Annotated in this window: 16 protein-coding genes; 7 read left to right on the forward strand and 9 right to left on the reverse strand. The window is 43.6% G+C overall.

Features of this window, described 5'->3' with window-relative positions:
* Positions 1-162: 162 nt before the first annotated feature.
* Together AOC29_RS07860 and AOC29_RS07865 are read right to left on the reverse strand one after the other, a co-directional pair.
* The gene (locus tag AOC29_RS07860) at positions 163-366 is read right to left on the reverse strand and encodes a hypothetical protein (protein ID WP_215295355.1); all 204 of its coding nucleotides are present in this window, start codon (positions 364-366) and stop codon (positions 163-165) included.
* Positions 367-487: 121 nt separating this feature from the next.
* Positions 488-1,465, reverse strand: coding sequence for an NAD(P)-dependent oxidoreductase (locus tag AOC29_RS07865; protein ID WP_215295357.1), 978 nt, complete (start codon positions 1,463-1,465; stop codon positions 488-490).
* A 339-nt stretch (positions 1,466-1,804) separates the two neighbouring features.
* Between AOC29_RS07865 and AOC29_RS07870 the strand changes: the two genes are divergently transcribed.
* Entirely contained in the window at positions 1,805-3,577 is a 1,773-nt protein-coding gene (locus tag AOC29_RS07870) for an ABC transporter transmembrane domain-containing protein (protein ID WP_215295359.1), read from the forward strand.
* A 35-nt stretch (positions 3,578-3,612) separates the two neighbouring features.
* Here AOC29_RS07870 and AOC29_RS07875 read toward each other — a convergent pair whose 3' ends face one another.
* Positions 3,613-4,146, reverse strand: coding sequence for an Rrf2 family transcriptional regulator (locus AOC29_RS07875; protein WP_215295361.1), 534 nt, complete (start codon positions 4,144-4,146; stop codon positions 3,613-3,615).
* A gap of 182 nt (positions 4,147-4,328) precedes the next feature.
* Here AOC29_RS07875 and AOC29_RS07880 point away from each other — a divergent pair, with 182 nt between their 5' ends.
* Genes AOC29_RS07880 through AOC29_RS07895 form a run of 4 tightly spaced genes read left to right on the forward strand, consistent with a single transcriptional unit; the run spans position 4,329 to position 7,933 of the window.
* A complete protein-coding gene (locus AOC29_RS07880; RefSeq protein ID WP_215295363.1) occupies positions 4,329-4,937 on the forward strand; it encodes a hypothetical protein in 609 nt (202 codons plus the stop codon).
* A gap of 10 nt (positions 4,938-4,947) precedes the next feature.
* Positions 4,948-6,039, forward strand: coding sequence for a two-component regulator propeller domain-containing protein (locus tag AOC29_RS07885; RefSeq protein WP_215295365.1), 1,092 nt, complete (start codon positions 4,948-4,950; stop codon positions 6,037-6,039).
* A gap of 26 nt (positions 6,040-6,065) precedes the next feature.
* Positions 6,066-6,818 carry a substrate-binding domain-containing protein gene (locus AOC29_RS07890; RefSeq protein WP_215295367.1) on the forward strand — a complete coding sequence of 251 codons (753 nt, stop codon included), beginning with the start codon at positions 6,066-6,068 and terminating at the stop codon, positions 6,816-6,818.
* Between the two features lie 23 nt (positions 6,819-6,841).
* Positions 6,842-7,933: an amidohydrolase family protein gene (locus AOC29_RS07895; RefSeq protein ID WP_215295369.1), complete on the forward strand. Its 1,092-nt coding sequence runs from the start codon at positions 6,842-6,844 to the stop codon at positions 7,931-7,933.
* Here AOC29_RS07895 and AOC29_RS07900 read toward each other — a convergent pair.
* Positions 7,930-8,619 carry a nitroreductase gene (locus AOC29_RS07900; RefSeq protein WP_215295371.1) on the reverse strand — a complete coding sequence of 230 codons (690 nt, stop codon included), beginning with the start codon at positions 8,617-8,619 and terminating at the stop codon, positions 7,930-7,932. The two genes, AOC29_RS07895 and AOC29_RS07900, sit on opposite strands and share 4 nt — an antisense overlap.
* Before the next feature lie 249 nt (positions 8,620-8,868).
* Here AOC29_RS07900 and AOC29_RS07905 point away from each other — a divergent pair, with 249 nt between their 5' ends.
* A complete protein-coding gene (locus AOC29_RS07905) occupies positions 8,869-9,087 on the forward strand; it encodes a hypothetical protein (protein WP_215295372.1) in 219 nt (72 codons plus the stop codon).
* 5 nt (positions 9,088-9,092) lie between these two features.
* Here the strand turns inward: AOC29_RS07905 and AOC29_RS07910 are convergent, their stop codons facing one another.
* Positions 9,093-9,470, reverse strand: a complete 378-nt coding sequence (locus tag AOC29_RS07910) for a hypothetical protein (protein ID WP_215295373.1) — start codon at positions 9,468-9,470, stop codon at positions 9,093-9,095.
* Positions 9,471-9,701, reverse strand: a complete 231-nt coding sequence (locus tag AOC29_RS07915; protein ID WP_215295374.1) for a hypothetical protein — start codon at positions 9,699-9,701, stop codon at positions 9,471-9,473.
* Between the two features lie 137 nt (positions 9,702-9,838).
* Here AOC29_RS07915 and AOC29_RS07920 point away from each other — a divergent pair, with 137 nt between their 5' ends.
* Positions 9,839-10,510 carry an alpha/beta hydrolase gene (locus tag AOC29_RS07920; protein WP_215295375.1) on the forward strand — a complete coding sequence of 224 codons (672 nt, stop codon included), beginning with the start codon at positions 9,839-9,841 and terminating at the stop codon, positions 10,508-10,510.
* Here the strand turns inward: AOC29_RS07920 and AOC29_RS07925 are convergent.
* The 3 genes from AOC29_RS07925 to AOC29_RS07935 form a co-directional block, all read right to left on the reverse strand.
* The gene (locus AOC29_RS07925) at positions 10,507-11,292 is read right to left on the reverse strand and encodes a sulfite exporter TauE/SafE family protein (protein ID WP_215295376.1); all 786 of its coding nucleotides are present in this window, start codon (positions 11,290-11,292) and stop codon (positions 10,507-10,509) included. The two genes, AOC29_RS07920 and AOC29_RS07925, sit on opposite strands and share 4 nt — an antisense overlap.
* 28 nt (positions 11,293-11,320) lie before the next feature.
* Positions 11,321-12,607 (reverse strand): NRAMP family divalent metal transporter, encoded by a 1,287-nt coding sequence (locus tag AOC29_RS07930; protein WP_215295377.1) that lies wholly within the window; start codon positions 12,605-12,607, stop codon positions 11,321-11,323.
* A 102-nt stretch (positions 12,608-12,709) separates the two neighbouring features.
* Positions 12,710-13,792, reverse strand: a complete 1,083-nt coding sequence (locus AOC29_RS07935; protein ID WP_215295378.1) for a TRAP transporter substrate-binding protein — start codon at positions 13,790-13,792, stop codon at positions 12,710-12,712.
* Positions 13,793-13,821: the final 29 nt, after the last annotated feature.

A 13,821-nucleotide genomic window follows, 5' to 3' on the forward strand; every position in this document is an offset into this window, starting at 1 on the left:
CGCAAATCAATAGATGCCTTAGTAAAAGGCTCTTGAGGGCTTTTAGATATAAGTGTTTATACCCATAAAAAGCCTATCGCTAAAAGGGGAATATTGCCAAGCCAAAGAAAAAGCCCCAAATATTAAGCAACTTGGGGCTTTTAATTGAGTGAAGTTTGAACCTTATCGTTGCGACTTTAGCAATGCTTTAAAGGTTAGCACGCTGAGAGATACCGCAATTCCTAGCGAAACTAAAAACATGGCAAATTTAGACTGGGTCTGGCCCGCAGGAAAGATCAAGTAGAAAGCAACGGTAATGCTGACGACCATTCCAAAAAATCCTGCAATTTTAGAAATCCGGTCTTTCATATCATGGAATTTAAACATGCTCTGTATCCTTTCAGGTTTTATATCTTGTGCGCATAAGAACATCAATGGATGATTGCTAATTGATGTCGAAAACTTTAAACCTCGTTTTTGGTAGAGTCAAGACACTAGGGTAAACCCTCTAAAAATTAGCAGCTTTCTCCATCTCCAGCATGCCATCTTCGATGGAATAGATTGGTTCATAAGCTAACTGATCTTTGGCTTTCTGAATCGAGACAGAAAAAGGGTGCGCCATTAAATGGACCATCTCCCTAATTAACGGGGGTTCGCCACGAAGCGGTAAGTATTTCCAACCATTTTCTGTAAACCGAGCCAACGGCCTAGCCAAGGAGCGAGGTATCGATAAAGATGGCACCTTGTAATGACCGGCTTTGAGTCTCTTGGTCATCCATTGCCTAAATGGAATTGTCTGCCCATCGCTGATAAAAAAACTCTCTTGAGTTGCTGCTGACAGCAGCGCTTTATTTACTGCTTCGCAAAGATTTTGAATGTAGCAAGTTGAGAAGGGGTAGTCACCCTGATCAAACCAGCCAAACTGATTCAGATTAGCAGCCTTGCCCAAGCTTTGGTCAACCAAATCACCTTTACCCCAAATGGATGCAGGTCGAAGGCTTATCGTTCGGAACTCTTCATTTCCAGCATCAAGCACCAACTGTTCTGCTTGGGACTTGCTATGACTATAGGGAAAGTCATGCAGCGCTGGTAAAGATTGAGATTCTGAAAGATTCAGATTTTGCCTCAAGGGATCTTTAGCGATCGATGCATCACTCATGTAAATAAACTGCTTTACACCGGCCAGCTTGGCTGACTCTAAAACATTTTTTGTCATCAGCACGTTAGTCTCAAGCAAAGCTTGCTCTGAATTCCAAAGCCTCATCTCTGCGGCACAATGAATCAGGACATCAAAATCCTGAAGTCTCTTCGTTAAGCTTTGGATATCGTTTAAGTCCCCCGACCAAATCTCAAGATTCTGCGAAGGTTTGCTAGCGACGGCATGCGGCGCACGAAAGTGGCAGAGGATTTCATGCTTGGCAGCATTTAAGGACTCAAGCAAATGACTTCCAACAAAACCGCTAGCTCCAGTTAAAAAGATTTTCATAGAACGAGAGAGTTAGTCACTTACTAAACCTTTGCCCAAGAAATAGAGCTGATTTTCCATAGTAATAGGCGGTGGCCAACAATATCTTTGGTGAGAATGCGATGATAGAAATCAGAAGCAAGGGAATGAAAGACCAATGTTGAGTTGATCCATAAGCACCCAATATGATGAGTGCTAAAAAAATGATCTTACGCACTCCACCGCGAGGTAGCCAGGGACTTCTTTTATATATAGGTTCTTTATGAGTCGCGGGACTGTCGTCTGCCATCTTCCTAGTATCACTAAAAATACACATCCAATCTAAGTGAACTATCATAGATAATTATTAGGGATTCTTCAATGACCAAGCTAAGCAACAAGACAAATCCCCATGGGTTGCGTACCTTAGCAGCACTTCTTCCCTTTTTGAAGCCATATAAAAAACAATTTATATTGGCAATCTTTAGCCTAGTTCTTGCCGCTAGCGCAACTTTAGCTGTTCCCTTCTCTTTTAGGCAAATCATTGATTTAGGTTTCAACACGGATAGTGGCAACCAAATCAATATCACTTTTTTAACCCTATTTATTGTTGCTGCCTTAGTAGCACTGGGAACCTCTCTCCGTTTTTATATGGTGTCCTGGTTGGGAGAAAAAATTACGACTGATATACGCTCAGCTGTCTACAGTCACGTCATCAAACAAAGCCCCGAGTTCTTTGAATCTACACATAGCGGCGAAATACTCTCGCGCCTCAATACAGATACCGTTCTGATTCAGACATTAATTGGTACTAGTGTCTCTATGGCGATCAGAAACATTCTTTTACTAGCAGGCGGTCTGGTGATGATGTTTATCACTAGTCCAAAATTATCTGTGCTGATTTTTGCAACCCTACTACTCACAATTATTCCAACGATGATCATGGGCAGGCGAGTCAGAAAGCTCTCCCGAAACTCGCAAGATAAGATTGCTGATGCCTCAGCTTTGGCAGGAGAGAAATTAAATGCCATCCCCACTATTCAGTCATTCACCAATGAAACAATAGAAATTCAACGATTTGATCAATCCATTCATACCGCTCTTGATGCGGCTATCCATCGATCACAAGCTAGGGCCTTACTGACATTTGTTGCTATTTTGTTTGGCTTCACCAGTATTATTTTGGTTCTTTGGCTTGGTGCCTATGCAGTGATGGATAAGCAAATTACTGCCGGAGAATTATCGCAATTCATTTTGTATGCTGTGATTGTTGCGGGAGCAATCGCTGGCATCTCAGAAGTAATCGGTGACACCCAAAGAGCGATTGGTGCAAGTGATCGCTTGCTGGAACTCTTAAACGTTCAATCTTCTATCCAAGCCTCAGTAATTGTGGAATCAATACCTCAGGTCAATGCCGCAGGTATTGGCGTAGAAATACAAAATCTCTGCTTTCAGTATCCATCCAATCAAAATCAGGTTTTATCAGACGTCTCTCTAGAAATTAAACCTGGGGAAAGAATTGCCATTGTTGGCCCATCAGGCGCCGGCAAGACGACGCTCTTTCAACTCCTGCAACGCTTCTATGATCCCACTAGCGGAGAAATTCTTTTTAATAACATCAACATTCGCAATCTGCGACTTGAAGCACTTAGAAAAATGATCGGTGTTGTTCCGCAGGATATTGTGATTTTTTCAGACAACGCCATGGAAAATATTCGTTTTGGCAGAATGGATGCGACTGATGAGGAGGTGATATTAGCAGCGCGTCTTGCCATCGCTGATGAATTCATTTCTAAATTACCAGAAGGTTATCAAAGCTTCTTGGGAGATCGAGGTATCCGCTTATCTGGTGGGCAAAAACAGCGGATTGCGATTGCTAGAGTATTGTTAAAGAATCCAGCCTTATTACTCTTAGATGAAGCTACTAGCGCCTTAGATGCTGAGTCTGAATTACTTGTTCAGCGCGCGCTTGAAGCTGCGATGGACCACCGGACAACGATTGTGATTGCTCATCGACTGTCTACCGTAAAGCAGGCAGATAAAATTCTTGTGTTGGAAAATGGACGGATCATAGAAACTGGAACCCATGCCGATTTGATTCTACGAAGTGGTCTTTATGCCCGCTTAGCGAAACTACAATTTACTGACCAATAATTGAGAATCCCTCAGACTCAATAAATCAGCATCAGTCATGCTTTAGATTTTAAATACTCACCAAATGAAAATACTGAGTTAGGGCCTAAGCGAGGCTTCAGCTTCTGAGGTTCTTTCTTGGATTTTGCTGCCACAGGAATTTTAGGGACTGCATTAAGTCTTACTTGACCAAGACCTTGTGTAGATTGCTCAAGGACAATAGATGATCTTTGAAGAGCGTCAGATAATGTAATTTGCTTCATCTGCAGATCCATATAGGCATCTAGGTTGGCCCAAAGAGATACACCTAAATCCTCATAAAGTGGCTCTTGTCCGTTCATCAGACTAAGCACATCATATAAAGAAATATCTTCAGGCTTTTTGGCTAAAGAATAGCCTCCTCCAGGACCGCGATGACTACGAATGAAACCCGCATCTCTCAGCTGACCAAAGATGACTTCTAGATAGGAGTGAGAAAGCTGATGCCTGCGACAAACTAAAGGCACAGAAATGGCACGACCTTGGGCTGTGTGAGCCGCAATGTCTAATAAGATATTAAATGCGATTTTGCTCTTGCTGAAAATTCTCATAGCTTTAATGTACAGCCAAAGATTCCGAAATGAAAGTACCCGCCCCTTTTTACATTAAAAAGGCGTTTTTTGAGCGGAATTATTGGCTTTGGGTCTAGGGAATAACCCATAGAACAGGCTTTATCTCAAGCGATCAAGAGTAAGCTCTTCATGGCAATAAAAGCTAAAAATATGGAGACAAAATGAAATTCCTATACGTTGCTACCGCATTTTTTATTTGCACCTCACTGGCAGCGCAGCCAAAAGTGAACCCTACAGATCCTCAGCCAACTTGCTACATGTGTCCGGGCACCTTTATTCCCGTGGATGAGCTGAATGCCTATACCAAAAAAGCCATCCAAGAACGTCACATTGATCAACAGGTGCGTGATATTGATATTGGTAAAGCAAGGGTGGGAATTGGCATGGTTTATCGCGGCAAGCTTGATGCCCCAAATCCAGACTCAGTAGCAGAGCATGATCAGATTAGCGAGGTCTATCACATCATCTCCGGCTCCGGAACATTAGTTCTTGGACCAGACATCACCAATCGTCAACGTAGACCAGCCACCCAAAAAACGGTGGTTGAATTTAACGGCCCAGGAAATAATGGCAGCGAAATTCTGAATGGCATCTCACGCAACCTCCAGCCGGGAGATGTGGTGGTGATACCCGCAGGAACAGGGCATTGGTTTACAGAAATTCCAGACCATATCAATTACCTGATGATCCGATTCGATCCAGATAAGGTAACACCGCTAAAAAGCGAAGCTCAGTCACTCAATTACCTATCAAAACCAGCAAGCCATTAAGGAGATTACTATGAAAAAAATGATTCGTTGCGGACTTGTCATCGCGTTAGTAGCTGTAAGTTGCAGCACATTCTCACAAGGCCAATCATCTGCGAAGGCCCCAGAATATAAAGTGGATGCATCCTGGCCAAAAACATTACCCAATAATTGGATATTGGGTCAAGTAGCTGGCGTAGCTACTGATAAAAATGATCATGTATGGATTATTCATCGCCCATTAACCATTACGGATGATGAAAAAGGTGCGACGCTCACTCCTAAAAGATCAAAATGTTGTATCCCAGCCCCACCCGTTCTTGAGTTTGATAAAAAAGGTAATTTATTGCAAGCCTGGGGCGGTCCTGGCAATGGCTACAACTGGCCAAAAAATGAACATGGAATTTATATCGACCCAAATGGAAATGTTTGGGTTGGTGGCAATGATCAAGCTGACCATATGATTTTAAAATTCACCCAACAAGGGAAATTTCTTCTGCAGATTGGGTCACCTGGTGCAAGTCTTGGTAGTAACGACACAACTCAGCTTGGTCGTCCTGCACACATGAATGTAGATCCGATTGCAAATGAAGTCTATATTGCTGATGGCTACTTAAACAAACGAGTGATTGTGTTTGATTCCAATACTGGCAACTATAAGCGTCATTGGGGTGCTTATGGCAACATGCCCAGTGATGAAAAGATCCCAAACTTTAATCCGACATCAACGCAATTTGCTAATCCAGTTCATTGCGTTCGCCTCATGAAGGACAACACCCTATTTGTTTGCGATAGAGCAAACAATCGCATTCAAGTCTTTGAGAAAAGTGGAAAATTCATTCGAGAAATGGCGTTTGAGACTGACACTAAAGGATCTGGCTCTGTATGGGACCTCATCCCTGCAGATAGCAATCAAAAGTACATCTTAATTGCTGATGGCACCAACAATGAAATCACAGTGATTGAGCGCGATACTGGCCGCAAGCTCAGTTCATTTGGAAGAAGCGGTAGAAATGCCGGTGAATTTCATTGGGTGCATAACATTGCCGTTGACTCCGAGGGTAGCGTCTATACCACTGAGGTAGATACTGGAAAACGTGCCCAAAAATTTATGAGAACTCAATAAATTTGAGACCTCGCTTGAGACCTTACTTGAAACTTCTCTTGGTATGCGCACTTTCTTTCCTGCTGAGCACTCCCGCAATGGCTCAGCTTGAGGTTTTAATTTCGGGAGGCTTTCAAGGTCCTTACAGCCAAATGCTGCCCTCTTTTGAAAAGATGACTGGCATTACAGTCATCACTAAATCAGGCGCCTCACAAGGCTCCGGCCCAAAGACGATCAAAGCACAACTAGCCACTGGTGTTACTGCAGATGTGGTCATATTGTCACGCGAGGGTTTAGCCGAACTCATTGCAGAAAATAAAATCGTGCCAAATTCAGATGTTGATTTAGCACAAGCCCCGCTTGGCTTGGCTGTACCTGCAGGCAATGCTAAACCTGACATCTCTAGCACGAAAGCGTTTGCAGATGCCTTAGTCAAGGCTAAAAAAATTGTTGTTCCCGGAAGTACCAGCGGTATTTACTTAAGCAAGGAACTCTTTCCTAAGCTTGGCATTAGTGAGCAAATCTCAGTACAGATTACCGAACGAGGTTCTCAGGCCACCGCCGCCTTAGCTGCGCGCGAAGCCAATATTGCCGTCCAGCCCAGCAGCGAACTCGTGAATATTTCGGGCATTGATTATGTTGGCCCCCTACCCAATAGCATTCAACTCATTCAAACCTTTGCTGCAGCAAGAGTGATGAACTCATCCAATTCTGAGGCTGCAAAAAAATTAATTGGATATCTAAGCTCACCAAACGCAGCCGAACCCATTAAAAATAGCGGCATGAATCTAGTCCGCTAGCAAAACTCATTGGAATATTACCTATGAATCACCGTAGATCATTTTTAAAAACCTCTGGTAAAGCACTGGGTGGATTATTTTTTTGCGGCTGCGGTCTCGCACATGCTGCAGAGAATCAAACAAAACGGGTAACCCCTGTTTTGATTAACGGCAAACGTATCAAAACAATTGATGTACATGCCCATTGCATGTTTCAAGATGCGATTGACTTAATGGGAGATGAGGCTAAGTCAGTTCCACCTCCAACCAAAGGTGTACCAGAACATTTCATCAAAATTAATGAGCGCATTAAGGCAATGGAAGCTCAGGGCATTGACATGCAAGTTCTCAGCATCAACCCCTATTGGTATCGCAAAGATAAGGAAACCGCTGCAGAAATCTGCCGCCTGAATAACCTGCATTTAGCCGAGCTATGTGAGCTAAGAGCAGATAAGTTTGCAGCCTTTGCTTCACTCAGTATGCAATTTCCAGAACTTGCCGTGGAGCAACTAGAATACGCCGTAAAGCATCAAGGTCTACGCGGTGCCGCCATTGGTGGGAGTGTTGTAGGACAAGATTTTTCAGATCCTAAATTTCACCCAGTATTAGCAAAGGCTCAGGAACTCAATGTCACACTCTTCATTCATCCTCAGAGCACCCCTCAACTCGCGCAACGCTTCAAGGGAAATGGCTGGATGTCCAATGTCATTGGCAATCCACTCGATACAACCATTGCACTGCAGCATCTCATCTATGAAGGGGTGTTAGATAAATACCCACAACTCAAGGTACTAGCAGCTCATGGTGGGGGCTTCTTGGGATCCTACGCACCCCGCATGGATCACAGTTGCTTTGTCTCTCCACAAAATTGTGATCCCAACATTGTGCTCAAGAAAAAACCTTCTGAATACTTAAAGCAGCTTTATTTTGATTCTCTTGTTTTCACGCCGGAAGCCCTAGGATATTTAGTCTCGCAGGTAGGCGCCAGTCAAGTGGTCATTGGAACCGATCATCCTATCCCGTGGGAAGAATTTCCGGTAGAACGAGTCATGCAGACTAAAGGATTAAGTAACGCTGATCGTGTTGGAATTTTGGGTGGAAATGCAGCGCGCCTACTCAATCTAAAACTGGGTTAAGCAAGCCAAGTTGTAAATTCTTCTGCAGTAACACGGGGTGCTCGGAAGGTGTTAACAATCTCTTGTTTATCCGCATAGCCGAGCGCCATGCCACATACCAACATCTCATGATCTTGAGCCCCGATGAAGGGCAAGATGATTTTGGTATAAGCATTCCAGGCAGCCTGTGGGCAGGTATCTAAACCCTCCCCCTTTGCTGCAACCATGAAATTCTGGAGGAACATCCCATAGTCCAGCATGGAGCCCCTACCCAATTCTTTGTCGATGGTAAAAAAGATTCCCACAGGTGCACCAAAAAATTGAAAGTTTTTGCGATGCTGTGCATGCATCTTATCTTTATCGCCTTTAGTGATACCAAGCAATCCATATAAGCTCCAGCCGTTCTCACGACGTCGATCAATGTAAGGGCTAAACCATTTGCTGGGGTAATAGTCATAACCTGGTTGGTATTCTTTTTCTAATTCGGGATTAGCTGCAATGCTGTCATAAGCATCACATACTTGTTTGCAGAGGCCTTCGAGTTTTGCACCCTCGAGTACGTAAGCTTTCCAAGGCTGAGTATTGGTTCCTGAGGGGGCTCTAGCTGAGAGATTTAGAATCTTCAAAATCTGCTCTTTTGAAACCGGTTCTTTTGTAAATGCGCGCACTGACATTCTTGACTGAATAGCCTCTGCTACAGAATTCATATTCCCTCTCTTTTATCTTTCAATACTATTGAGCCATGCTATTTTGATGCAATAAGAAATTGTCTTTCCCATCCAACAATAATGCACTATCAAGGTGCGTGAAATACCCAATATCTATATAGGATTCCCCTAAAAATCAGCTTTCGAGGCACTCTGAGCGCTATTCCCAAAACACCCAAATGGTGCATCTGATTTTCTAAATTGTGCAGGGTGGTAATTACTACTAAATTTTGGAACCTATGATGAGGCATGCGTATCAAAATTACAAAAAGCTTGGTGCTCAATCCCCAAATTCATAATACGGAGACCGTTCCGGAAGCCTTATTTCCGGAGGGGGAGTATCTCGCCAACCTGACTCCAGATGGCAAGATTGAGGTCGTCAACACCAAATCTATTAAGGCGCTATTTTCCTTTTCTCAGTTCAGAGAAAAAGTGTCACAGGGCGACTTTGTGGTCATGGAAGCTTAAGGCGTTTAGTGATCGAGATCTAAGCTCTGCACTAGACTCGCCAACTTCACAACCGATTCAAATGCATTAGAGTCACTAGCCTCTACATCTACATTCTCCCAATTAAATTCCAAGGAGAAATGTGCAGACTCAACAATCAACTCATAACTGGAAGAGGCCTTATTACTTGGATTGGCTTCCATCTCCTCAGTCACTGGAACCTTCAATATCTCAATGGCCTTTAGGAGCAGTTGTGTCTCTGCTGCCGAGAGCTCTCTAGTGTGCAGCACATCATCTGTCCTCTTCACCGAAATCTTAGAGACGCCATCAATAGTGACCTCATATTGATTGAGACCCAAATCAAACCAGACAGTTAATTCAATTGCGATAGGATATGTTTTCATTTAATCGACCTCGTCAGCGTGGGGCTCATCAAAATGTTCGGTATGGGGCTTGAGCTTAGCCTCCATTTGAACCCATTTACTCTGCTGTGTACGGTATGTGCAATCCTCGGCATGATTTTCTAATAAACCAAAAATGACCGTGGTTGGTATTTTGCAATACGCACATCGATAGGCATGTTGGTGCTCTTCTATTTTTTCCTGTGGATAATCAATATAGAACGGCTTCACCATCAACTCCTTTGACTTTTAGGTCTTACTACTTCAATAAATATCTTACACCCCATCTATTTCAACTGAGGGTCAAATATCGCCAAAAAGGGCAGATGAGTTGATAATGAGGTATTCCATTTAATAAAGTCTTGAATCTGATGTTGCCCTGCGTCGAACTCGAAACCTCCCCCAATTCAAGCGCTGCTGTTATTTGGCTCCATGGCCTAGGCGCTGATGGCAATGATTTTGTACCCATCATTCCAGAGTTACGGCTCGAGGGATGCCCTGGAATTCGGTTTATTTTTCCAAGTGCGCCCAGCATGCCGGTCACCGTTAACGGTGGCTATGTCATGCCAGCCTGGTACGACATCATTGGCAGAGACCTCATGGATCAAGAAGATGCCGCAGGCATCCATCGCTCAGCTGCAGCAATTAGTGAGCTGATTGAGCGTGAGGCGAGTCGCGGCATTGCTTACGAAAATATTGTTCTAGCGGGTTTCTCACAAGGCTGTGCAATGGCTCTGCATATTGGCCTGCGCTTTCCGCATCGTTTAGCAGGCATCATCGCTCTTTCTGGATATTTGCCTTTAGCGATATCGCTCCATACTGAAAAACAAGCAGCTAACCAAAAGACACCCATTTTTATGGCGCATGGTTTATATGACGCAGTAGTGATTCCTGAAAGAGCCGAAGCATCCTATGCCATGTTAGAAAAAATGGGCCATCAAGTCAGCTGGAATGAATATCCAATGGAGCACTCAGTCAATCACGAAGAACTCATGGATATTTCGCGATTCTTACAAAGCGTCTTAATTAAAGCTGAGAGCTAGATGAGCCCATCAATCAATAATTTAACTCCAGCCACTAGCAAGAAAAATCGCACGATACGGTAGTACCACCGAACAGGAATATGTTTTGCCAGGTAAAAGCCAAAATACACACCAACAGGTACGCAGGGAAAAATTAAAACCGAAGTAGTCAAATAATCTAATTTGATTAAATCCAAATAGGCATATGGGCCTAACTTCGCAAAATTCATGCAAGCGAAAAAAATTCCCAAAGTAGATGTATAGACTATTGGCGACAGTTTCTCTCTCAACATATAAGCGGTAATGGGAGGCCCTCCGTTATGGGCAACAAAGGAAGTCACCCCTGAAAGTAAGCCCATTACCATCCCGACCCAAGGCGATAACTTCGCTTCTTTTGCATCCAAATAACTCATGACTAAATCTTGGAGCAAATAAAGCAAAATAAAAATACCAATACACAGTGTTAACACTTTAGGTTCAATCACTGTGAAAAAGACCATTCCAACCAGAATCCCACAGACAGCAGGTGGCAATACGAGGGTCAAAATTTTCCAATTGGCATTACGCAGAAAACGTCTTAACCCGACCAAATCAATTGCAATCAGTAGAGGCAACAAAATAGCTAATGCTTCAGCAACACTCACCTGACTCGCTAACAAAGGTAACGAGAGGGTTCCTAAGCCAGCACCAAAACCGCTCTTAGAGATACCCACCAGCAATACACTAATAATGGCGACAATAAAAAACGTCAATGTATGCGCATGAAAAGCTTGGGTTAATGGGGCTAATAATGAATCAGGCATCTATCCATCTTACCAAGATGACATTACCTTAAGCTACAAACATATAGACCGCGGCTATTGCCATAAACAGTGTTGCAAGCCAACCCAGTATTTTCAGAGGCAATGAAGCTACATGCGAGCCCATCACAGATGACCTACTTGAGAGAATCATGATCGCCACCATTAAGGGAACTGCAACTACACCATTGAGCACCGCACTCCAGAACAGCGCTTTCATTGGGCTAATGGGAGAATACTGAATTGCTAAGGCGCCAAGGACACTGAAAGTGATAATTAAATAAAACTTGCCAGCCTGCCGTGCACTATCTTCAAGACTAGAGCGCCAACCAAAGACTTCGGATAAGGCATATGCTGCCGAACCTGCTAAGACTGGAACGCCCATTAAGCCTACACCCAGAATACCTAGGGCGAACAAGAGAAAAGCAAATTCTCCTGCTAGCGGTCTTAAGGCAGATGCAGCCTCTGCAGCAGTATTGATATCGTGAATTCCAGAAGCATGCAAAGTTACTGCGGTAGCCAAAATAATGCAATACGCTGCTATATTGGAATACAGCATGCCACTCCAAGTATCCCAAGAAATTCTACGTAACTCAGAGTGAATTTCCCGCTCTCCCGCTTCGCCAACATCTTTCAGCAAACTGAACTCATGACGCAAATTCATATCTTCCACTTCTTGAGAAGCTTGCCAGAAAAATAAATAAGGGCTGATCGTTGTACCAAAGACACCCACTACTACTGCTGCTGAATCTGCATTCAAAGTAACCTGGGGAAAGAAAGTACTCCAAACGACCTCTGTCCAAGGAACATGAACGGTGAATAAAACAGCGCCATAGGCCAGCAATGAGAGTGATAACCACTTTAAAAAAAATACGTAATGCCGATAAGGAATCAATATTTGCAATGTCAGGGTAAGCAGAACAAAAAAGCCCGTCATGATATGCCAATTAATTCCTGTAACCAGTTGCGCAACCTCGCCCATTGCTGCAATATCAGCGGCAATATTGAGAATGTTCGCAATCAATAAAATACTGACTAATAGGATCAACACCAGCGGAGGAAAAGCTAACTTCATATTGGCAGAGAGACCTCTGCCTGTTACCCTACCAATACGCGCGCACAATACCTGAATAGTAGACATCAATGGATAAGCAAAAGGCATTGTCCACAACATATTGAAACCAAATTGCGCACCGGCCTGAGAGTAAGTCACGATTCCACTTGGATCATCATCTGCGACACCTGTAACTAAGCCAGGTCCCACTCTAGATAAAGGATGCTGTTTAATACGCACCCAAATGGCAGAGAGACTGATCATATTTGCAAATAGCTCTTAATCATCACCTTAGTGTAGTGCGTATAGAGATTTAAAAAGAAAAAGGGCTCTGCTGAGCCCTTGATCGGAGAGCGCGGTGAATACTTACAGCTTTTTATTGAAGCTATATTGAGCAAAAGCCTGCTCTGCAACCCCAAACCACTGGGCTTCCATGTTTCTAAAAACGCGATAGTCATCAAAGATCTTTTTAAACTGAGGATTCTTAGTAGACTCTTCTGCATAAGTTTCCTGACTGGCTTTAAAGCAAGCATCCATGATGGAAGTGTTGAACTTGCGTAAAACAGCGCCATTTTGAATGAGACGCTGCAAAGCAGGTGGATTGAGTGCATCGTATTTTGCGCACATATCAGTATGAGCTTCATAACAAGCCGCTTCCCATGCGGCTTGATAAGAAGGTGGCAGTGCATCCCATTGTTTCTTATTGACTAAGAAGGAGAGTCCAGCAGCGCCCTCCCAAAATGCAGGGTAATAGTAGTTTTTGGCAACTTTTGCTAAGCCCAACTTTTCATCATCGTAGGGACCAACAAATTCGGCCGCATCGATCGTACCTTTTTCTAATGCAGAGTAAATTTCACCAGCAGGCAATTGTTGTGGCACTACGCCTAATTTGGCGAGTACTTGGCCAGCAAAGCCAGCAATGCGGAATTTCAAACCCTTTAAATCTTCTGGTGATTTAATTTCTTTGCGGAACCAGCCACCCATTTGGGTTCCAGTTTGACCGCCAAGAAAGTTGACGATGTTGTAACTTGCATAAAGCTCACGCATTAACTTCATACCATTACCATGAAGCATCCATGCAGATTGCTGACGCGCAGTCATACCAAATGGTGCTGCAGTATCAAAGATGAAAGCGCTATTTTTCCCTAAGTAGTAATAGCTAGCGGTATGTCCACACTCAACCGTACCATTTTGAACAGCATCCAATACCTGCAATGCCGGAACCACTTCACCCGCAGCAAATACTTTGACGTTGAACTTACCATCAGTAGCTTTACGCAATGAATTTGCAAAAACTTCAGGGGTGCCAAAAAGCGTATCTAAAGATTTAGGAAAGCTAGAAACCAAGCGCCAGTTGAGCGTAGGTAAGTTTTGCGCAAGCGCTGGTGCACTCAGGGCAGCTACTCCAGCACCTACAGTTGCCTTCTTCAGAAATGAACGTCTTTGCATCACCATCTCCCTCTAGTATTAGTAGATAT

Source organism: Polynucleobacter sp. JS-JIR-5-A7, from assembly GCF_018687935.1.
Taxonomy (GTDB): Bacteria; Pseudomonadota; Gammaproteobacteria; order Burkholderiales; family Burkholderiaceae; genus Polynucleobacter.

Excerpts from the sequence above, each read along its gene's own strand:
- AOC29_RS07930 (WP_215295377.1), bottom strand. The coding sequence starts at position 12,607 with ATGATCAGTCTCTCTGCCATTTGGGTGCGTATTAAACAGCATCCTTTA.
- AOC29_RS07860 (WP_215295355.1), bottom strand. The coding sequence starts at position 366 with ATGTTTAAATTCCATGATATGAAAGACCGGATTTCTAAAATTGCAGGA.
- AOC29_RS07925 (WP_215295376.1), bottom strand. The coding sequence starts at position 11,292 with ATGCCTGATTCATTATTAGCCCCATTAACCCAAGCTTTTCATGCGCAT.
- AOC29_RS07885 (WP_215295365.1), top strand. The coding sequence starts at position 4,948 with ATGAAAAAAATGATTCGTTGCGGACTTGTCATCGCGTTAGTAGCTGTA.
- AOC29_RS07935 (WP_215295378.1), bottom strand. The coding sequence starts at position 13,792 with ATGCAAAGACGTTCATTTCTGAAGAAGGCAACTGTAGGTGCTGGAGTA.
- AOC29_RS07875 (WP_215295361.1), bottom strand. The coding sequence starts at position 4,146 with ATGAGAATTTTCAGCAAGAGCAAAATCGCATTTAATATCTTATTAGAC.
- AOC29_RS07880 (WP_215295363.1), top strand. The coding sequence starts at position 4,329 with ATGAAATTCCTATACGTTGCTACCGCATTTTTTATTTGCACCTCACTG.
- AOC29_RS07900 (WP_215295371.1), bottom strand. The coding sequence starts at position 8,619 with ATGAATTCTGTAGCAGAGGCTATTCAGTCAAGAATGTCAGTGCGCGCA.
- AOC29_RS07905 (WP_215295372.1), top strand. The coding sequence starts at position 8,869 with ATGCGTATCAAAATTACAAAAAGCTTGGTGCTCAATCCCCAAATTCAT.
- AOC29_RS07910 (WP_215295373.1), bottom strand. The coding sequence starts at position 9,470 with ATGAAAACATATCCTATCGCAATTGAATTAACTGTCTGGTTTGATTTG.
- AOC29_RS07895 (WP_215295369.1), top strand. The coding sequence starts at position 6,842 with ATGAATCACCGTAGATCATTTTTAAAAACCTCTGGTAAAGCACTGGGT.
- AOC29_RS07865 (WP_215295357.1), bottom strand. The coding sequence starts at position 1,465 with ATGAAAATCTTTTTAACTGGAGCTAGCGGTTTTGTTGGAAGTCATTTG.
- AOC29_RS07920 (WP_215295375.1), top strand. The coding sequence starts at position 9,839 with ATGTTGCCCTGCGTCGAACTCGAAACCTCCCCCAATTCAAGCGCTGCT.
- AOC29_RS07870 (WP_215295359.1), top strand. The coding sequence starts at position 1,805 with ATGACCAAGCTAAGCAACAAGACAAATCCCCATGGGTTGCGTACCTTA.
- AOC29_RS07915 (WP_215295374.1), bottom strand. The coding sequence starts at position 9,701 with ATGGTGAAGCCGTTCTATATTGATTATCCACAGGAAAAAATAGAAGAG.